This window comes from Duncaniella freteri (genome assembly GCF_004766125.1).
Classification (GTDB): Bacteria; Bacteroidota; Bacteroidia; order Bacteroidales; family Muribaculaceae; genus Duncaniella; species Duncaniella freteri.
Window position 1 is genome coordinate 91,669 of the sequence record NZ_SJSA01000002.1, and the last position, 20,612, is coordinate 112,280.

The window sequence follows — 20,612 nt, forward strand, 5'->3', positions numbered from 1 at the left end:
CCATATAAAAGCCTTTTTTATTTTATAGTACTTCAATGAAATTCTATAAGCTATCACACGATTTAGAAACAGGCAAGAAATATCCACAGGTGGAATGCCTAAGGTCTTTCGCTGCGTCTCAAATAAGTCCGTGGAATAATTTACCATGTAATCCTGATTTGAGGTTCAAATTAAGGAGAGGTGCAGTAATATCTGACTTTCTCTCAACAACAGCCGGACCGGGTTGTGATATGCTTATATCTCCTGAATTATATGAAAGCATCAGGCATTTCAATGTCATGCCACATCAGATTTTTTCGGTGACAGTAGAAACCAATAAAGATGTTAGGGAATATTTGTGGGTGCATTTATATGGGCCGTCATTTGTCGATTCGATAGATTATGATAAATCATCTTTTGTTCGGACAGAATGGACTATCCCGCAAGAGCCTATATCATTGGAATCATTCAGTCAATATCAGCAATTAAAATTAAAGGATAAGACCGGGGCTTTTGGTGTAACATTTGATTCACTTGCGCTACGCGATAAAAACACGATTTTGGATCTGTTTTTCCCATTTCCATTCGACAGTACAATCTTTATTTCTGAAAGGTTGACAGATGAACTAATAAGGTCTAATTATACCGGTTTGTCAATAGAACCGACTAATATAATCACTTGCACATTGAATAATGAAACTGACCGATAAACAATTTTGGATAGCATGGCTTGTGCTTCTCATCTTGGCGATTGTGAGTTGTATGGCAGGAGGCTGGAGCGAGGATACAGCGTTGCTTGGTGCGGCTTATACGCTGTCGCTGTTATCGTTCAAAGTACTATTATCTTTTTTTGACCTTTGCGCGTTATTACTTTATGAATTAGAAATTTCACTATGAAAAATCAGCAAGATAACTTAGGCAGTCAGGATGGAAAGATTGATTTGAAGATGTGGATGGAGGAGCATCCGCAGGAATATGGCGAGTTTGCTGCGGCGATGGGCGAAGCGGACTCGCTGGAGGTGTTTTTGTTGGGTGCAGCAGCATTTCTTTCGTCGCCGGAGTTTCAGAAGCTATTGGAGAATATGATTGACCTTGACAATCTGGACTTGGATGAGCTTTTGAAGATTCTTCAAGAGTCGGATTTTGCTGAGAAGATATTTGGCGAACAGGCAGAAGGGAGCGAATGGGCTAAATACCGGTTGCCCTTTGCCGCATGGCTCAAATATGGACGCTCTTCTGAAATGATGATAGATAATATTGAGGAAGCGGCAGAGTCGATTGACAACAAACAGTACCAGTGGCAGCTTGCAAAGTTCATGAAGACATTTCTTGCGAGGGAGGTAGAGGATAAACGACGCTCGCGCAAGGATTTGAAGGAGTATCTTGATTATCGCATGAGTGTAGATAACGGCAATTTGGCTGATTGGGCGTTGGAGGGTATTGATGAGTCTAAACCGACTGCTAAAATTACAGAAAACGCAGAATTATCTCATGACCTTCTTTCCCTTTTGGCATCTCACGGCAGTGAGATTGTTAAGCGCATTGGCAAATGGATAGAAACACATATCCGTGGCGTTGACATAGCGCACTTATATGTCGCACTTGTCGAGTCTGGCGAGCTGGATCCGTCAACACCTGTCAAACGATTTGTCGAGATATTATCCGCCACATTCCCTGAATGCAAAATCGTCGGCGAGCGTCAGGTGCAGAAGAGCGTAAACACGCTACAAGATTTATCTCCCAATCGTAAGCGATTTATCAAAGACGAGCCAGAACATCGCTTCGCTATTGACTCTATAAAGACCGATGTTTTACGAATTGACCCAGATGGAGTAGACTGAAATAGCCTCTTTTCGATTCGTTTGATTCGTTTTATAGTTCGCGAACTTAACGAACCATCAATTCTTTTTAATCCAAGAAATTACGCTATACTTTTGCGTCATCGTTCCATTTCGGAGCGGTGGCGTTTCTGTCTTATGCCGCCGGTAGAAGCGTCGAACAATGTCGGCAATCAAAACAAAAATGCAAGATTTATTAGATATGCTCAATGAGGGTCGGGCCCATGTCAAGGTAGAGATGAACGCCGAAGACCTCAAAGCATTTTCGGAGGACTTGATCCGCCGCGCAAAAGATGAACTCGGCTCGATGGTCGAGGCAGCCAAGAAAGAACGTATGCTCACCAAAGCCGAGGTAAAGGAACTCTTTGGCGTATGCGATGCCACACTCTGGCACTGGGCAAATAAAGGTATCCTCAAACCTGTCAAGACCGGCAACAAGATTATGTACCCGGAATATGAGGTACGCAAAGCCCTCGGACAACGTAACATCAATATCTGAGCATCATGAAAGCGAATGGCTATTACAACCATCCACGCTTTCCGATGGAAGCCGGATGCGGATTGATTGAGGAGGATAGCATTGCCTTTACTAGCGATTCCGGTAAAACTGCCGTAATTTCTTTCCCTCTGGAGATATTTCCGAAAGCAATCCGCGACATAATAGAGGCTCTTGAGGAGTATGAGAACTATAATGTCGATTTCACTTCGGCTTCATTCCTTACAGTATTCGCGGCTGCTATGGGCAACACTTGGTCAGTCCGCTTCATGACAGGATGGGTAAGCCGACCGATAATCTACATGGTGCTTGTCGGCTCGCCGAGCTGCGGCAAGACTCCGCCATTGCAACAGGCGGTCGCACCGCTTCTTAAACTCGACGGAGAGTATGACATGATCTACTGCAAGGAGATGGAAACCTACCGCCGATGGGAACGCATGTCGGCAAAGCAGCGTGAGAGACATTCTCTTCCTGAAGAAATGAAGATGCCTAAGCGAAAATGCCTTGTAGTGGTTGATTCCACCGTAGAGGCTCTTATCGGAGCTTTGCGCGACAATCCGCGCGGAGTGCTGATTTACAAGGATGAGATAGACAGCCTTCTTTCCAATTTCAACCGCTACAACGGTTCGGACGAGGGCTACTTTCTCAGTCTGTTCAGCGGTACGCCTTTCAAGTACAGCCGAAAGTCAAACAACGAGCATATCTTCCTCGCCAATCCCTATTGTTCTATTATTGGCACTACACAGCCCGGTCGTCTGGGCGAACAGTTCGGCGGCAAGCGAATGATGAACGGCTTTTCATCTCGATTCCTGAAAGTCTATCCCGAAATTGACAAGATGCCGTCGTGGAACGACACCGCCATGCCTGACAGAGTTCTTGAAGAATGGGAGCGAATTATCCGAAAGGTGGTAGCCGCTACTCCTTCAACAGACCAAGAGGGAAAAGCAACCTCAATAGAGCTACTGTTTTCCCAAGAGTCGAAGCTCCGCATAATTCAGTGGAAAGACGAGGTCAATAACAAGGTCTATGCTGAAACGGATTCGGATGCTGTCAGGGCGTTGTGCGGCAAACTGGAAACTTATCTCGTCCGCTTCTGCCTGGTCATACAGATTATGCACTGTATCTGTGGAGAATCGGGCATGGATAAAATTGAACCGGGAACTGCCGAACTCGCCATCAGGCTCACCGAATATTTCAGAAACATGGAGAGCCGGATTGCACCGGAGATTGAAACCGGTATCCTTGACAACCGGTTCACCGAGTTACTCGGAAACCTCAGGGATTCGTTCACCACAGCCGAGGCAGTCAGGGAAGCCCTGCAACTCGGAATCTCGGAATCCTCGGTCAAAAGATTCCTGAGAGACGGAGGCCGAGGATTCGTGAAGAAAAAGTCACACGGTTGCTATCGCAAAATATGACGCTTGAGCTGACACTATGAACTTTTGACATTATGACATTTTCGACCGAGGTCGAACTGACTGAGATACCCCGGTTGCTCACGCCTGATTTGGAGTATAAACCTTGCTTTGCAAGATATGCCGATTGTGTCCACAACGGCAATCCCGCCTCCCCCGAGGTGAGGGTCAATCCCGCTCGAAACTCGCAGTCTTTTGTCTTATGATACATTGTCCGTGAACGATGATAAACTGAAAAATGGATGATGATAAACTAAAAATATTCGGTTGATAGATTATTCAATATCGCATTTATCATGAACCGTGATACTTCGGTTTATCGGTCATCGGTACATTGGATAATCGGTACATTTGATAATGTGATAATGAGTCATCGGACAATAAGTTATCGGGTAATGGAGCATTGGATAATCAGACAATCGAGTCACTAAGATATTATATCATCAAGGTATCAGTTCATCAAATCATCAAGCAATCATTATACCAAGTCATATAGTCTTCATTGTATCAGATATTCAATCAACCAATCTATCAAACCATAATATCTTAAAAAGTTAATCTCTATGCCCGATAAAAAATCCATTACTATAAAAATACGTGTCGATTCGCAGACCCACACAAAAATGCAGTCAGGAGCCGACAGATATACCGACGGTAATCTCAGCGCGTTTGTCCGATGCGCTACTCTCAAATACAACGAGGAGCCAGTCACTGACCGCGACAATCCCCGTATGATTGCTTTGATCAAGTCCGCTATCAAGCTCATCGAAAGAACCGGCACCAACACCAATCAGGTCGCCAAGCACATCAACGAGCAGCAGAAAATGAATCCTTACTCGTTGCGGGCGGCAGATCTTCTTCCCTTCGGTCAGTTTTGTGAGGGTACAGATAAAATCCGACAGATGCTGACATACCTCTATAACATGATAATATCAGGAAAATGATAGTCAAGAAACTCAACGATGTGTCCGGCGGCGGTTTCCCCGGCGCTCGATATAACGAGAAAAAGATTGCTGATGGCGTGGCAACCCTTATGGCGATGGAGAACGTCAGCGAAGCGTTGCGCCACAATGTAGAGACGCTGCACCGCTTCGGCCTTGATGCCTCGGCTGAAGTCGAGAGGTATATGAAAGAAAACTCTAAGACCTACGGCAATACAAAGACAACACGTTTCCAGTTCCACGTGTCGGCCTCCGTGAAAGGACGCGCCATGTCGCCGGAAGAACTTACCGACTTTGCGCGTGAGCTAATGGTGGGTATGGGATATGCCCGTCAGCCGTATTTTGTTTACGCCCACCATGATACCGGCAATAATCATGTGCATATTCTCTCGACGAGAATAAAGCCTAACGGTTATGCCATTTCTGACCATCAGGACAGGCGCAGGCTTAACGAGTGCGCAAACCGCATACTTTCTCCTGACATCAAGAAAGATATTGACCGAATTCTCGGCTACGACTACGAAACGGAGGGGCAGTTTGCCAATATTGTAAAGACTCACGGTTACAAGATAGAGAAATCGCTCGACGGATACCGTCTGTTCAAGTGTGGCGGCAATGCCGGAAATATCGCCATCGGCGACATTCTCAATCGAATCACCAAAAACAGCCCGAAGCGCAAAGACCGCGCTACGCAGCTTCGCGCTATAATCCGGAAATACAAGGGCGAGATAGCCGAGGGAAAATGTCAAAATGTCGATAATGTCAAAGTGTCAAAAGGTAAGAAGCGAAAGCCAGTAAAAGCAAAACTGAATACCGACATCCGCAAAATACTTGACAACCACGGCAAACCGTTGAGCAAGGAGAACTGCCAGCGCATACAGACTCTTATCGATGTTCTCAAGACAAAGTTTGGTATAGACATCAGTTTTCAGAAGGACAAGGACGGCAGGGTGAGAGGCTACAGTATAATCGACCATGCCGAAAAGATTGCCTTCGACGGCAGCAAGGTGATGAAACTGTCGGAGCTTATTGATTTCGCCATCAAACCACAAAGGAAACCATCGCCGCTTGACGTGTACCGCGACCTGTTCACTGTCGAGGTGGGCAAAGACAGCAGAGGGAACTATATGCTCATCAATGTCAAAGACGGCTCGACGTACCGCAAACCAATCTCACCGAGGCAGTACGCATGGTATAACGGCGTGAAAGACGACGAGCGCGAAGATGTAGGCCTGACAATAGCGGCCACGATGTTCTCCGAGGAGATACTGACCGAATATCTCATACGCTATCCTATACACAACCATCAAGAGAGGATAAAGGGCATGGCAGTTGTCAAACATAGAAACGGCAACTATTGCCTCCGCGCTGCCTTGACTGACGGCTATATACCTTTGATCGAATTAACTTCGGAGGAGGAAGCCAAGTTCCGCTCTCTACATGCCGATGAACAAGCAAGACAAGACTTCCTGATGTCAATAGCCATGCTGCATCTTACTCGAAGGGATGCCGAGGCGGTTAAAGACAGGATAAAACAGAATACCCAATCCAAAGCCGGAGTCCGTATTTTCCCTTCCCGTCCACAGGACTACTCCCCGGAAATCTCGCAAGTGTTCACATTCAATCTTGCCAACGCACTATCTTCCCTCAATGTCAGTTCCGGCTCATCCGGCTACAAGCGCGAGCACGAAGTCGGCAACCGTTCCCGCTACGATGACATCGACGACCGTCAGTCCGGCACCCGACTTACAATGTAAGAATGAAGTAGTGACTATCTCAGCGCACCACGCCGATAGTCACTATTATTTTGCAGAGAATTTAATGTAGAATTTAATTGGGTTTAGAATTAAACGCTACTTTTTAATACAGTTTAATCAAGCCGATTTATCGTGGTTTATAGCGATTTAGATAGTGACTATTATAGTGACTACGCCCTGTAGTGACTAAAAGAAAAATCGCCAACTCTGTGAGAATTAGCGATTTAATCTTTGCTTGGGTGGTGCCACCAGGAATCGAACCGGGGACACAAGGATTTTCAGTCCTTTGCTCTACCAACTGAGCTATGGCACCTTGTTTTTTTCTTTTTGCACTGCAAAGGTAGGGCGTTTTTTTGGATTGTGCAAATTTTTTGATGATTATTTTTGATAAATTTTGTGTAATTATTCTCGTACTACCATTAATATATTGATATACAGGTATATTTGTTCTTAGCCGTTTTCGACTATATTTTCGGCTGAATTGGTATTGCAGTGTTTTGCCTACAACTGATTCGCATTATATCACATTCAAGAAATCTTGATCCTGTCTGTAATATTGGGTTATAATCCGCAATGAAAAATGGAGTTGTTTTCATTATCTCCGCCATACATATAAAGACTTCTGAAGATCTTGTTGTTTCAAAACCATTTTAGACACATACTGATTATGGCTCAAATTTCATATTATATAGCTTTGCATACTCTCTGATTTTATCTTTATTGGCGAAATATGAATCGTCCAACGGCAGAATTGCTACATCATATTCACTTTTCCCCTCTCCATTGTCATAATCACCATATATAATGATCGCTCCGATAGAATCCAAGGGTACAATTGATTTAGGCGACACAAACTTATATCGTCGCTTCTCTGTTTCCAGTAAGCCGTTCTTTTCATATAAGATAGCGGAGTCAAAGCCGATTATCGATGCAGGCTTCTTCATTATATATCTGTCGGTCTCACAATATACAGAGTCGAAAGTCAGGCATGCAACTAACACTCCAATCACAGAGAATAATCCCCAACAAAAAGCGTATAGTTTAGTAATTACATTAAGGATGTATGCGTGAAAATGCATGAAATAGAGAGAAATGCCAGATAAAGCAACACCCTCAAATAGGATATAGCCCAATCGCCAACGTAACTGTAATCCATTCATCGTGATATAGACAATCAGCAACAAACCTATTACATGGAAAACTGTCAATAATATTTTCTGCCAAGATCTCATCATCGAACAATATCGTAGTCAAATAAATTTTTGACTGTCAATATATATATATAACGCTGATAAATGTACCTTAAGTATGCTGATAACAAAAATATGTCAATATCGCTTATCAGACCATTGAGTATGTGTCGGCAGAAATTTTTATATTTATTGATGCAATATTTAAGGCATGGATATATCTATATATAATATATTGCATAAAATGGATATAGAGGCTATTGTAAAGGATTGCCAGAATGGCAACAGGGACGCATTTGGAACCCTTTATCAGATTTTCTCACTTCCAATGATGGGGGTGATAGGCTATTATGTCCATAATAAAGACATTGCACAGGATATTCTTCATGATGGGTTTATTGTTGCATTCACTTCGATTGTGACACTTAAAGACGCAACCAAAATAGAATCATGGCTAACAACCATAATGAAGAATTTATCTCTCCAATATCTCAGAAAAGAATCAGAACATGCCTCCATCCAAATATCAGATACGGACATACCGGAGCGATTATCTGAACAAAATTATGAAACGGATTTATCATGGCCGCAGCTTGAATCTATAATACAAAGATTGCCCGATGGATATAGAACGGTATTCAGGCTGAATGTTCTACAAGGATTGTCCCATAAAGAGATTGCCGAATTGCTCGGCATATCTCATTTGACATCCGCCTCACAATTGTATCATGCGAAAGTGATGCTCCGTAAGATGATTTCCCAGTACAGGGCGGAGATGGGTGTTACTTCTATACTGATCCTCACAACACTTGTCATATATAATTCGTTGTTCCGACGCAACATTCAAGAAGATGCCATATCATCTGCCGGCAACACATTGCTGGGGCATACTTCTGTCACTGAATCTATAAAGAGCGATTCTAATGCGATTATGAACGACAACAGGATTGTTGCTTCCACGGTTTCATCCTTGCATAATCATACGCATAATAAACTTGTTGAAGAAAAAGACACAATCGAGTTGAAGGTGGATACAAATGTTGTTGATTTTGGTAACAACACACCATCCGACTCCACTGCCAAGACAATTGTAATTCCGGATAATGACCGTCTTATAGCTAAAATCAGGCAAAGCCAGTTGATCCAGCCGGCTGACAATGATGGTTGGACATTCTCATTGGCATATTCAGGAACTACCGGACAGAATAACCGGTCAAAAAACAAAGTCCCTGACATCTCATCTGATGTTACTGATCAAGATATCGAGGAGAATCGGAAAGTAAAGCACTATGTCCCGGTTAGTGTCGGTATCTCTGTAGGCCGACGGCTTTCTCCTAAATGGAGTATTGAAAGCGGTTTAAGATACACATATCTTAGGACAGATATATTTACGGAGAATAAATATCACCATTCTGAATCAACCAATAAAATCCATTATTTAGGTGTCCCTTTGAAATTCAACTACAATATATTCCAGGCTAATAGACTGTCGATCTATGGTCAATCAGGCATTGTTCTGGATATCCCTGTCAACGGAAAGTCATACACCAGTCATTACAACTACAATGCTGACTCACCCATCTTTGACACCTCCCGCCTCTCGGTGCCTCTGCAATGGTCAGTAGAAGGAGGAATAGGTATCGAGTGCCAGTTCACACCGTCAATAAGCATATACGCAGAGCCCTCTATAAATTATTATTTCAGAACAGAGCCAGAGATAAACACCATACGACAAGACAAGCCGTTTGAGTTCACACTCCCGATCGGTATCAGAATGACGTGGTAAAACAAATCTGATAATCAGAGAGGCTCTATATTAAGTCATAACAATTCTGTTTCCTCTTCGTGCAATATCGGGTAAGTTTATTCATCTATAAGATGACTAAACTCCAATATAATGCAGAAGAGACATATCGACAGACTTCAATATTTCCGGGAACTTGCGCAGACGAGTGAACGGTACTTCATGCCCTATATCAAGGATTTCCTGGATATGGCGGGCCCCATATCCATACTTGAGGTCGGATGTGGCGATGGCGGAAATCTGCTTCATTTCGCAAAAAGAGGCTATGAGGTTGTCGGAGTTGACATCTCTGCAAACAGGATAAATGACGCAAAATCATTCTTTGAACAAGAGAATGCAAATGCAAAATTCATTTGTTCCGATATATTAAAACTCAACGGATACAAAAGCTATTTTGATTTGGTTATTTGCCATGATGTTATTGAACATATAGGCAATAAACAGGAGATGCTTTCAAGGATAGAATGCTTCTTAAAGCCCAAAGGGCTTCTGTTTATTGGATTTCCAGCATGGCAAATGCCTTTCGGCGGTCATCAGCAGATTTGCCACAGCAAGCTTCTTTCGATCACACCCTTCTTTCATATGCTCCCTCAGTGTCTCTACAAATATATATTGTCATTGGGAGGGGAAAACGTAGAATGCATCAATGAGCTTCTTTCAATAAAGAGCACAAAAATTACAATAGAACTTTTTGAAAAAATAGTTGCTCAGACATCATTTGATATAGTAGATCGAAGGCTTTATTTTGTAAATCCCCATTATGAAGTAAAGTTTGGCCTTAAACCTCGACGCCTGCTAAAACCACTCTCCGAAATGCCATATATACGTAATTTCTTCTCAACAAGCTGTTTTTACATACTTAAAAAATCATCTGCAATGGATTCTGCATCATCGCACACTGGCAGATCTGTGCAATAAACCACAACAAATATTAAAATCGTTTCTTAGTCAGCTTCGTGGCCGTTTATCAAGTAGTTTTCGGATTGAGTTTATGATGTCCTTCCATGACGCGCCATCAAGGTCAAAAGACAGGATGTGGTTATAATCCCAGTCGAGTCCTGGTCAGTAGTGGCTTTCAGTGTCGATATTTGAAATTGTAGATGATGTGAATTCCGGATTTGCCGACAGTGCGTTGTATTTGCGATTTTGGAAATACAGGCCGGCAATAAGAAACGGCACGAGAATCAGTAGCATAATACCAAAAGGCATACGTGTCTCACCTCGCCGCCCTAAGAAGAACCTATGTATTTTGCTGTCAGATTTCATCATGCTTTTCTTCTATAACGAATCCGAAAAGGATGTTTGTTGTGCTATGGTATCTGCTGATATAATCACGAGCAATCTTATAACTTCGGTTGACATACTCGGATATAGTTTCCGCACTATTCCGTTCACAATACCAACTGTCATATGTCAGTTTAATCTTCCCATTTTTCACCTTGTACACATCACCGCCAAGAATGGCCTCATTTGAGTGATAATATTCTTCTACTATTCTTAATGCCTCATTTTTTGAATAGGCAAATCCATCTATGCCAATGGATTCAAGGGAATATTTATCATTTAGTCTATTTGAAAGATCTGATTGTTGTAATCGGGTTGTAGACAAGTCAATTCCTCCTCGAAAATCGACATCAATAATGTTAGCCTCTGAAAAATCGACATTGTTCAGACGCCCTTTATTAGAAATCCAATAAGACAGTCTGTCATTATAATAGTAACTATTATATTTAGGACCACAAAATACACATCCTCGCACATTTCCTATGAATTTACACTCTGAAAACGAAGATGTAATAAATGCTGTATTGAAGTCACAATCAATGAAAGTGCAGCTGATGAAGTCTGCAATTCCCAAACTCCTTAATTTAATACGTTCAAAGGTACAACCTTTATATATAGATTTTCGCAACAAAATCAAAGTCCTTCCACCCATAGAAAAGTGTTGCAGCTTACCGCGTTTGAAAACACAATCAGTAAACCGACAGCCTCTTGCAAGGACATCGGAAAAGTCACAACTCAGGAATTGGCATCGTTCAAATATCTTTTTAGTCCACCAAACGGCAATGCCACCATTGCAGAATGAGGTGTTCTTAAAAATCTGATTTCTATATCGTTTATCGGTCAGTTTCATATCACTTTTCTTTCACCGCTATCTATTTTTATAATCTTGTTTGTCGTCCCGTCAACTTCCATATACAGGATGTCTGTCACGTTATCATCGTTGTGGTAAGGCTTGAATTTAACCTCGAATGAATACTTTTCCAACGGAAGTCCTGTAAAACCGTCTTGAGGTTCTATTTGAATTGTTTTATAGGCGTGCCGAAAGTCGGCATCATCCGGAACAATCGGGAGTAGTGCGGCGTATAACTCTTCTGCAAGCTCTTTGGAGCAATACTGTTCATACAGTCTTTTCAAGTCTGATGATGATGTGCCGGCCGCTCTTTCGTTCAGATATAGAGCCATAAAGTCGGCAATATATGAATTCCCATCAACACCCATCTCATACTCAAGAACTATAATATTTGATGTGCCATCATTAAGAATCTGATACAACATGTTCCAACCGTCGTCCGTGTCGGGAAGGAAGCAGCCAAATGATAAGTAGATGGCCGAATCCGATACCCAAAAAACTTCACCTCCCCACTGCATGATATATTCACCTTCGGTGCCGACCACATCTTTCGTCCGTATTTCCTTGTCGGAGTACACTATATTTCGGTCATAGGATATGGTCAGAAAGACGGAGGAATCTTTCACTTCCCAGTCATGTCGCCCAACTACAATATCATTGGAATCTTTAGTCGCTTTGATAGTCCAGTGCCCGATAACGGTATCTTCGATTATCCGGCCTCTGATAACATCAGCGATATTTTCAGTTACAGAATCTTCTATAGTTTGCAGCTGTGTGATGTCACCGGATCTATTTCCTCCGTTGCATGCAATAATTAAAGAAGATGCAATAATCGTTAGGAACGTAATACCAATCAAATTTTTCATAACATCAATCTTTTGACAACCATAATTCCGTCATTCTCTTATAGTATGCCCGCATTGCCGGATTGTCGAGTTTGGCGATAGCTGCATCAATGTTTTTGCGGGATTGTGGGGTATATGTGTAGTAGAATCCAAGAGGCATCGTCAGGGACAGAGATTTATAGTCACGATTTTCGTAAATATATCTCAAAACCTTTTCCGGCTGTGGCATGAATACGTAATTAAAAAAGTTGAATACGAATGATTCTGCCGTAGCTGCATCAACACTATTTCCCAGACTATCCCATTGTTCAAGCACGGTTTCATCAGAACAAGGATAGCGGGTAAGTGTCTGTATCTTTCTAACCTGATCCCATTCCTCTTTGCTGTCTGAGCCGCTCCATAGTCTGAATACGCCTTCCTCATACGTTTCAGCCTCAGGCGAAGTTATTACTATTTTGCCGTTCCTCTCTATGTTACAACACATTGAAACCGTTTCTGAGTATGTGGTTGTGTCCTCGTCGTTATTGATGTTATGTTCTATTTCTTTGTATTCATAGTTGTATGTAAATTCATGGTCTGTGATAAAATATATCAAAGTATGCTCGGCACATATTAACTCTGTTGAGTCTGACGGATTATCTAATAAATCCGACTTATCCCAACAGTTTCCTGCATACATTGCGTCAATAAAAGTTCCATCGAAATTGTATGTCGCAATATACACATCTTCAATATCGCTGAACAGATATTTATATTGGCATAATACTACATTATCATTTATTTGCCTGACTGATACAAGATATACCGATGCGGTATCGGACAGGTTAAAGTCTGACGTGATTACACCTTTGAGCAACCCCCCTTGCTCTTTTGTGGTAAGGAGATAATCATTGTCAGATGGAGCCGGCAAAGAATCATCTTTCGCAATTAGTGATTCTTCTTCAATGCCGAGTTTCCTTAGGAATTCAAATGATTTGCTATCGTATATCTCTGTAATAGAATCATGCTTATTGTCATTTGATGCCGATGTCGTGCCTTTGCCCTTGCACGATATACACAAAGTCGATAATGCTATTATGATCAAAAGTAATTTTTTCATTCCTTGCCTCCTTCCAATATAAACCCATTATTTACAGCCCACATAAACATAAATACTCCACATAGACTGACTATACTTCCAATAATGAATACAACAGCACTTATTTTATCAGATTTGGAAATCTCGATAGACAGAATTTGATTTAGTCGATTGTCTTTAAGGTGTTTTAGATAAAACATTCCTCCTATTAAACAACATATAAGGATATTGTAAAGCATCAGTTTTTGAAGTCTAATATTAAGTGCTTACCAATTATGTTTCCCCAATAGAATGAAACGCCTATTGAGATGGCAGTTAAGTATATGTAAATTGTAAACAATATCATGCCCATAGACATAGCCACAGGCATATCTCCATTTCCTATACGTTCTTGGAAACGGCAACAGCAGACAAATATTTTCTTTAAGAACTTCATTGCCTACATCCTTTCAATTTCATCAATTCAAGTTTTGGCACAAGATCTACAGACTCAATCTTAGCTATGTTTTTAGCAACGGGGATAATGGTCAGTTCCACATTATAGCCATTTCGCAAATCATCAATATTGGAATAATCCTTTAGATTGAAAGCACGCTCAAAAGATTTACCATTGTATTTGAAATATATCTCGTCAATTCGGGCTGTTGAATATCCGCTTAATGGTGTTTCAATCACAATTTTATCTTTTCGGTCCGCAATAATATTTAGAATAACAAAACCTATCAATGACAATGTGAGGCTCGTTAAAGTAATGCCGCTTATACATCGACTTAACTTCGATTTTTTAGTACCAAGGAAACTGCTTATTGTCAAAAAGCATACAATCCATGTAGCCCAATCATAAATCTGGAGAGTAATGAGAAAACCTCTCGACAGCCATATCTCTATTCCAAACAATCCAATAATCGCCCAAAAGCAATAATTAATTTTTCGAGTGCGAACAGCCTTATATATCCCCATGCAAACGGCATAAAGGATAACAGCGATAATTATGTATCTTAAAGCATCTTCCATGGTAATATCGTCATTGATTATGTTCGGTAATTCCTGCGAGTTTTTCAAGCCCCCAATATAGTAATAGCAGTATTAGCTGTGCAGTTGGAAGAACAACCGCGAAAGCAAACCAGCCCCAGCCATCAGTATCCTCATGCGTCAATCTAAGAAACTGTTTAAATTTGATTCAATAAAATTTTTATGGCAGCCAAATCAATCATTTCTTCAGCGACCTCGGTTGATTCTTCATAATTGCGTGAAAGGCGACGGAACCAGTCAAGCCATGAGAAAGTTCTCTCGACCACCCATCTGAGAGGTTTCGGTATGAATCCCTTAGTCCCGTTTGGAGTATTGGAAACCTCAAGGCTGATTGCAAAATCTTTTTCAATATCTTTAGCAATCTCCCCTCGGTAACCCCGGTCAACAAGAACCTTTTCAAGCCGTTCCCACTCTCTGTCTGCTGCATTACACAATGGGTGAGCCTGATGGGAATCATGAACCGATGCACTGCATACTGTCCGGGCAAGAATAAAGCCATTGCGGTCAACCACTATGTTACGTTTGATGCCCTTGACTTTCTTGTTTGCGTCAAATCCATTGTCACTCTTACGGTTGCCCCATTTAACGCTTTGTGCGTCCAATGCTCCTACAGAGGGACTTTCTGATTGATTTCGTTTCTTCCTCACCTTTCGTACAAGTTTGTTGAGCAAATGTTCGATTCTACCTTCTTTGGACCACTTTCGGAAGTAATAGTACACCAGTTGCCACTTGGGATAATCGTGCGGAAGCATCCTCCACTGACATCCTGTGACCAGTAGGTATAATACCGCTTCGAATAGGCTCCGTAGTGAATTTTTACGTTTGCGACAATCATTTTCGAAGAATACTTTGTTTATATAAGACCATTGACCCTCGGTCAAAAGTGTCTGATAGAGATTGATTCTATGCATGTGAACAATGTTTTTCTCCTTCAACACTTTGGCTGAGGGTTTGTTATGCCCTATAACATTTTTTCAATTCTAATTTTAAACAGTTTCTAAGATAAATCGAATAAACCGTATATAAACTGATGATTATCAAATTTACCAATGCGGCATTTGGATTAGTCGTTTTGAATAATGCCACAGCTATCATTAACGGCTGGGTTATAGCAAATACATATATCATGCCAAGCGATTGACACCTGACAACGAAATCTATGCAGGATGCCAACAGCAGTAGTTCGGCTATAGCCCACGCTATCCAAAATCGTTTATCGTTCAGATTCATCACCACCACGGATCTTTATAGGTGGCACGGCTATCGCCACTTTCGGGTTCTACAACATCAAGGTCTTTACCCTCCATGAATCTATCCCATTCGGGTGAGGCATATTTTGAATTCACGCGAATTTCTCCGGCACCTATATCGAAATCAAAGCGGAATGGCAGACGGTTATCTCCCCACATACAGCGTTTTACTATCGCCGGGGTCTTATAACTCTGCCATGTACCGACATAGGAGCGATTCATATAGCCGTCGCCGTCCTGATCTGTGTTGTCTACCTTAATAACTTCTGGAGCATCATCCGTGACATATCCGTATGCGCCTAATATACCGCGAAATACTCCGCTTCCTTTCTGCACAGAATCTTCCCTAAGAGAATAATCAGCGATAATTTTATAGTAGTCAGGAGAATCGGTGTCGCGCTCAAAAACATGGTAGATTTTCTTGATTTTGACTTCTCCCGAAAAATCGCAGATATTCTTCTTCACCTTTGTTCGCCCCCTTACGGAGTATGTCACGGAATCAGTTTTTAACGCATCAGTATAGAAATAGACCTCTATCCGCTTGAAATCATTGCCAAGTACCCCATTGACAGGAGCATCATAAGTGTGACTACCCCAATAACTATATGTTTTTAGGAAGGTAGGCTCCAAACGAAGTTTCCCCTCAATGAATAGCCGAGTACAGTCCTCAAACAACTGTCCATCAATAGGCGTTAGATAAGTTTCATACAAGTCACTGTAATCCACTCGGTCAAGGTCAAGCGCATTATTGTCTATCCAATAGTACACTGCTCCAAGAGCATCGCGCTCAATTTTAAGCGGACTTATGTCTGTTTGCATAGGATTCCGATGACTTTGCGCCCAAAGGTTGCAGGAGAGAGCAAAGCCAACACACAGAATCAATATCTTATAGAGTGTTGCCATACGCAAAGATACAATAAATCCATGTAACTTTATCAATGATTCGGTAAAAATTACCGAAGTAGTTGAAACTTAAGTTAATATATCGAATTGTCAAATACAAATGAATCGCCAAAGCGTTCATTATAAAAATCTTAGCGTATGAACGTATTGGCGATTCTCAAAGACTTCACCTTTCGGTGTAAGTCGGTATTTGAAAATACTACAACCAAGATGAGCAAAAGGTTCCTCAACTGGCTGATTTTAACAATACGCACTGTAGCGTTGATTCCGGGCAAAGTCAATTTTACCCGGCTGTCGCGCTATGGCGGTCGTACAGCCAAGACCTTTGCTTCCAATTTCAAGACATCCGTAGACTGGATGAAAGTCAACATAGGTATGGCGCAGGATTGTTTTGGGCCGGCCGATGACATGGCAGTGGCAATCGATCCGTCGTTCATCTCAAAAGCAGGCAGACTGACGTATGGCATAGGCCGTTTCTGGTCAGGGGTGGCACAACGTGTCAAACGCGGTCTGGAGATAATGGCGATCGGGGCAATAAGTCTGAGTAAACATACATGCGTGATGCTCGGTGCTGTCCAGTCACCGAACTTCAGGACTCTTGAATCTGAGAAACAAATGTCAATGCTTGACTGGTATGTGGCACTTGTAAGGTCAAAGGCGACAGAGCTGCTCTCACTGACGGATATTCTGGTTGCCGATGCCTTTTTCTCTAAATATGAGTTTGTAAATGAAGTGATTGGCATGGGATTTCGATTTGTCGGAAGATTACGTGCCAACTCATATCTGAGGTATCTGGCCATACCGGATTCCTCCGCCCCGCGAAGACGCGGCAGAAAGAAAAAGTATGGAGAGAAAGTGGATTTCTCCAACCTTGACATGTCCGTGTTCACTTCATTCATATATGAGGATTCCAAAGGAAACAAAACCCGATGTCACACGGCGGTCGTACATTCGAGGGCATTGAAACGCGACATCCGTATCGTGGTCTGTCCGGTTGAAAACGCAGAGACTCTTCTTTACTTCTCTACCGACACCGACATGAGGCCTGAAAAGATCATCGGTTTCTACCGCACCCGCTTTCAGATTGAGTTCGGTATACGCGATGCCAAGCAGTTTACCGGACTTCAGTCACAGCAGACCCGCGACAGGGAGCGGCTTGACTTTGCGTTCAATCTTTCCTTCACAGCCCTCAATGTCTGCAAAGAGGTCATAAGGAAGGATTATCCGGATCTTTCGGTAGCGCAGTTCAAACGGCTTATGTTTGAATCTTATCTCGCCTCAACAATTATTTCGACTTGCGGAAAATCTCCGCATCTCAAAATAATTAAGAAGATAAATCATCGGTTGGCTCAGTTAGCGGCTTAGCCAAGGCTGAACAACCTCAAATTTTACCGAATCATTGTTTATGATAATCGGGCAATAAAATGGGTGGGGTGGGGGAGTTTGGGATTATTGGGTGGTATATAAATATCACGCAATGCCCTGTGGATGGTTCAGGAGGCATTGCGTGATAGATAAGGTGATATGTTGTGGCGGATATTTTATTTTTCGCGCATGAATATGTTGATCGGGGTTCCGTGGAAATCCCAGTTTTCGCGTATTTTGTTCTCCAGGTATCTCCGATATGGTTCTTTGACCCATTGCGGGAGGTTACAGAAGAATATGAATGTGGGGATCGGCGAGCCTTTGAGCATGGTCACGTATTTGATGCGTACAAATTTGCCTTTGTTGGCTGGCGGGGGATATGCCGAGATTACTTCGAGCATCACAGTGTTGAGCTGTGATGTGGGGATGATGCGCTGACGGTTCTTGCATACGTCAAGAGCTGTCTCAAGGACTTTGAATATGCGTTGTTTTGTCAGTGCGGATGCGAAGATTATCGGGAAGTCGATGAATGGCGCGAAGCGTGCGCGTATGGCTTCTTCGTAGTGCTTTATTGCTTCCTTGCTCTTGTCCTCTACGAGATCCCATTTGTTGACCACTACAACGAAACCTTTTTTGTTACGTTGTATGAGTGAGAATATCGAGACGTCCTGTGCTTCGATGCCGCGTGTGGCATCGATCATGAGCAGGCATACATCGGAGGCTTCGATAGCCCTGATGGAGCGGATCACGGAGTAGTATTCGATGTCCTCGTTGACTTTGTTTTTCTTGCGTATGCCGGCGGTGTCGACGAGGTAGAAATCGAATCCGAATTTGTTGTATCTTGTGTATATGGAGTCACGTGTGGTTCCGGCTATGTCGGTGACTATGTGACGCTCTTGTTCCATAAATGAGTTGACAAGCGATGACTTTCCGGCGTTGGGCCTGCCGACGATGCATATCTTGGGGATGTCGTCGAGTATGTCGGATTCGTCATTGTCTTTTTCGGGCATTTTGGCTACGACTTCATCCAGCAGGTCGCCGGTGCCGTATCCGCTGACGGCAGATACTCCGTAGGGGTCTCCGAGTCCGAGCGAGTAGAATTCAGCTATGTTGTAGAGTGATTCTCCGGCGTCTACTTTGTTGGCTACAAGAATGACCGGTTTGGATGACCGTCGCAGTATTTCTGCCACCTGGTCGTCAAGATCGGTGACACCGTTGGTGGCGTCGACAACGAAAAGGATTTCATCGGCCTGTTCGATGGCTACCTGTACCTGTTTGTTGATTTCGCTTTCAAACACGTCTTCGCTTCCGATTACCCAGCCTCCGGTGTCGACGATGGAGAATTCTTTGCCTACCCATTCCACTTTTCCGTACTGACGGTCACGCGTGGTGCCAGCTTCATCGTTGGTGATGGCTGTGCGGGTCTGTGTGAGGCGGTTAAAAAGGGTTGATTTGCCGACATTGGGCCGACCTACTATAGCGATTAACTGTGACATATTTCGGGTTGATGATTATTGCGGTTTAGCGAAAAAACAAGTGATAACGCGTGAGGGTTCAATGCGTTTCGAGTGCAAAGGTACAAAATTTCCGTGAATAATTAAGACCATAGGTCAAAGAGCTGATATGAATTATCGTTCTTTGACCTATGGCCCTGTAATTTTTTAGTGTGATTATTCTTTCTCGATGGGGTTATCTATGATACAAGCATCAATTCCGGTGGATGGACGGTATTTCAAGGGGTATGAGCCTTTATGCTTGTCGTAGATCCCTGAGTTTTGCAGGTAGTTGCTTTGGTCGCATGTCGCGAAGATGTGAAGTATTTTCGGGAAACGTTCTACCGGGATATCGGAGAACTTGTCGGGATATTTTATGAACAGGGTGTCTCCTTCCACATGGTTGACAATTCCGTTGAACATCCATCTTACCTCGTTGTCCTTGTCGGCGACTTCGAGCACTACTCCTGGGAGTCCGTTGAAATCGCGGGGTGCTCCTACGTGTGGCAGATCGTTGGTGAACCATGCGGACCAGTCGCGTCCGCCTTTCGAGATTGTGGCTTTCCTGCATTTGTATTCTCCGATGGTCTTTTCCTCATCGGTGATATTCCATTTGTTGTCGCAGGTGAAATCCTTGAGCTTGAATTCCTCTGAGATGATGCGATAGGTGTTGACTTTGCGTCCTGTTGCCGGATAGTAGAAGTAGTAGTCGGGGGTGAGATGATAGGCAAGCCCGAGGTCGCCTCCCTGACCGTTAGGATTGGCGAGACGCCAGCGAGTCTCACCTATGCCTTCATAGCTCTGGTAGAGGGTTACTTTGGGGGTGATGAGTACTATGCGGTCCTCTTCGAATGTGAGATTTTTTTCCTTGTTGAACAGGTATTTCAGGCGGTATCTTATGCCGTATTCGGCTGTGTCGGCATTTGCGTAGTAGGCGTTTGCCTCCTCTTTCATTTTTGCCTGCATCTCTTTTGCCGCAGCTTCGCGGTCACCTTCGCCACGACGGTTATGTCCGGGGTTCTGAGCTGATGCCGAGAGTCCGAGTGATAGCAGCAGTATAGTGGAAATTATTGTTTTTTTCATAATCATGGT

The 20,612-nt window shown here is 42.9% G+C and carries 19 protein-coding genes and 1 tRNA gene; 10 read left to right on the forward strand and 10 right to left on the reverse strand.

The window, feature by feature from the left end; all coding sequences use genetic code 11:
* The first annotated feature begins 35 nt into the window (after window positions 1-35).
* The 7 genes from EZ315_RS10335 to EZ315_RS10365 all read left to right on the forward strand — a co-directional run bounded on the left by EZ315_RS10335 (window position 36) and on the right by EZ315_RS10365 (window position 6,426).
* On the forward strand, window positions 36-689 hold the full coding sequence (locus EZ315_RS10335) for a hypothetical protein (RefSeq protein ID WP_135472005.1): 654 nt from the start codon (window positions 36-38) through the stop codon (window positions 687-689).
* Window positions 673-876 carry a hypothetical protein gene (locus tag EZ315_RS10340; RefSeq protein WP_135472006.1) on the forward strand — a complete coding sequence of 68 codons (204 nt, stop codon included), beginning with the start codon at window positions 673-675 and terminating at the stop codon, window positions 874-876. The genes EZ315_RS10335 and EZ315_RS10340 overlap by 17 nt, the downstream gene beginning before the upstream one ends.
* Entirely contained in the window at window positions 873-1,820 is a 948-nt protein-coding gene (locus EZ315_RS10345) for a DUF6043 family protein (RefSeq protein WP_135472007.1), read from the forward strand. Before EZ315_RS10340 ends, EZ315_RS10345 begins: the two co-directional genes overlap by 4 nt.
* A gap of 181 nt (window positions 1,821-2,001) precedes the next feature.
* Window positions 2,002-2,316 carry a helix-turn-helix domain-containing protein gene (locus EZ315_RS10350; protein ID WP_024988675.1) on the forward strand — a complete coding sequence of 105 codons (315 nt, stop codon included), beginning with the start codon at window positions 2,002-2,004 and terminating at the stop codon, window positions 2,314-2,316.
* A gap of 5 nt (window positions 2,317-2,321) precedes the next feature.
* Window positions 2,322-3,731, forward strand: a complete 1,410-nt coding sequence (locus EZ315_RS10355) for a DUF3987 domain-containing protein (protein WP_135472008.1) — start codon at window positions 2,322-2,324, stop codon at window positions 3,729-3,731.
* A 560-nt stretch (window positions 3,732-4,291) separates the two neighbouring features.
* Window positions 4,292-4,672 (forward strand): hypothetical protein, encoded by a 381-nt coding sequence (locus EZ315_RS10360; RefSeq protein ID WP_135472009.1) that lies wholly within the window; start codon window positions 4,292-4,294, stop codon window positions 4,670-4,672.
* A complete protein-coding gene (locus EZ315_RS10365; protein ID WP_135472010.1) occupies window positions 4,669-6,426 on the forward strand; it encodes a relaxase/mobilization nuclease domain-containing protein in 1,758 nt (585 codons plus the stop codon). The genes EZ315_RS10360 and EZ315_RS10365 overlap by 4 nt, the downstream gene beginning before the upstream one ends.
* Window positions 6,427-6,666: 240 nt before the next feature.
* Here EZ315_RS10365 and EZ315_RS10370 read toward each other — a convergent pair.
* Together EZ315_RS10370 and EZ315_RS10375 are read right to left on the reverse strand one after the other, a co-directional pair.
* Window positions 6,667-6,739: transfer RNA gene (locus EZ315_RS10370), tRNA-Phe, on the reverse strand.
* A 352-nt stretch (window positions 6,740-7,091) separates the two neighbouring features.
* A complete protein-coding gene (locus EZ315_RS10375; protein WP_135472011.1) occupies window positions 7,092-7,586 on the reverse strand; it encodes a hypothetical protein in 495 nt (164 codons plus the stop codon).
* A gap of 241 nt (window positions 7,587-7,827) precedes the next feature.
* Between EZ315_RS10375 and EZ315_RS10380 the strand changes: the two genes are divergently transcribed.
* Window positions 7,828-9,402, forward strand: coding sequence for a sigma-70 family RNA polymerase sigma factor (locus tag EZ315_RS10380; RefSeq protein WP_135472012.1), 1,575 nt, complete (start codon window positions 7,828-7,830; stop codon window positions 9,400-9,402).
* Between the two features lie 111 nt (window positions 9,403-9,513).
* Window positions 9,514-10,338 carry a class I SAM-dependent methyltransferase gene (locus EZ315_RS10385; RefSeq protein ID WP_135472013.1) on the forward strand — a complete coding sequence of 275 codons (825 nt, stop codon included), beginning with the start codon at window positions 9,514-9,516 and terminating at the stop codon, window positions 10,336-10,338.
* A gap of 337 nt (window positions 10,339-10,675) precedes the next feature.
* Here the strand turns inward: EZ315_RS10385 and imm40 are convergent, their stop codons facing one another.
* From imm40 to EZ315_RS10415, 6 genes are all read right to left on the reverse strand, one after another.
* On the reverse strand, window positions 10,676-11,554 hold the full coding sequence (imm40, locus tag EZ315_RS10390; protein WP_135472014.1) for an Imm40 family immunity protein: 879 nt from the start codon (window positions 11,552-11,554) through the stop codon (window positions 10,676-10,678).
* Window positions 11,551-12,420, reverse strand: coding sequence for a hypothetical protein (locus EZ315_RS10395; RefSeq protein ID WP_135472015.1), 870 nt, complete (start codon window positions 12,418-12,420; stop codon window positions 11,551-11,553). The genes imm40 and EZ315_RS10395 overlap by 4 nt, the downstream gene beginning before the upstream one ends.
* A gap of 4 nt (window positions 12,421-12,424) precedes the next feature.
* Window positions 12,425-13,498 (reverse strand): hypothetical protein, encoded by a 1,074-nt coding sequence (locus tag EZ315_RS10400; RefSeq protein ID WP_135472016.1) that lies wholly within the window; start codon window positions 13,496-13,498, stop codon window positions 12,425-12,427.
* 411 nt (window positions 13,499-13,909) lie between these two features.
* A complete protein-coding gene (locus EZ315_RS10405; protein WP_135472017.1) occupies window positions 13,910-14,491 on the reverse strand; it encodes a hypothetical protein in 582 nt (193 codons plus the stop codon).
* A gap of 155 nt (window positions 14,492-14,646) precedes the next feature.
* Window positions 14,647-15,420, reverse strand: coding sequence for an IS5 family transposase (locus EZ315_RS10410; RefSeq protein WP_135471221.1), 774 nt, complete (start codon window positions 15,418-15,420; stop codon window positions 14,647-14,649).
* Window positions 15,421-15,738: 318 nt separating this feature from the next.
* Window positions 15,739-16,662, reverse strand: coding sequence for a hypothetical protein (locus EZ315_RS10415; protein WP_135472018.1), 924 nt, complete (start codon window positions 16,660-16,662; stop codon window positions 15,739-15,741).
* A gap of 138 nt (window positions 16,663-16,800) precedes the next feature.
* Here EZ315_RS10415 and EZ315_RS10420 point away from each other — a divergent pair, with 138 nt between their 5' ends.
* Window positions 16,801-18,027 (forward strand): transposase, encoded by a 1,227-nt coding sequence (locus EZ315_RS10420; RefSeq protein WP_135470567.1) that lies wholly within the window; start codon window positions 16,801-16,803, stop codon window positions 18,025-18,027.
* Window positions 18,028-18,203: 176 nt separating this feature from the next.
* Here the strand turns inward: EZ315_RS10420 and der are convergent, their stop codons facing one another.
* Together der and EZ315_RS10430 are read right to left on the reverse strand one after the other, a co-directional pair.
* Window positions 18,204-19,523, reverse strand: a complete 1,320-nt coding sequence (gene der / locus EZ315_RS10425; protein WP_135472019.1) for a ribosome biogenesis GTPase Der — start codon at window positions 19,521-19,523, stop codon at window positions 18,204-18,206.
* 174 nt (window positions 19,524-19,697) lie between these two features.
* Window positions 19,698-20,603, reverse strand: a complete 906-nt coding sequence (locus tag EZ315_RS10430; protein ID WP_170957527.1) for a GLPGLI family protein — start codon at window positions 20,601-20,603, stop codon at window positions 19,698-19,700.
* Window positions 20,604-20,612: the final 9 nt, after the last annotated feature.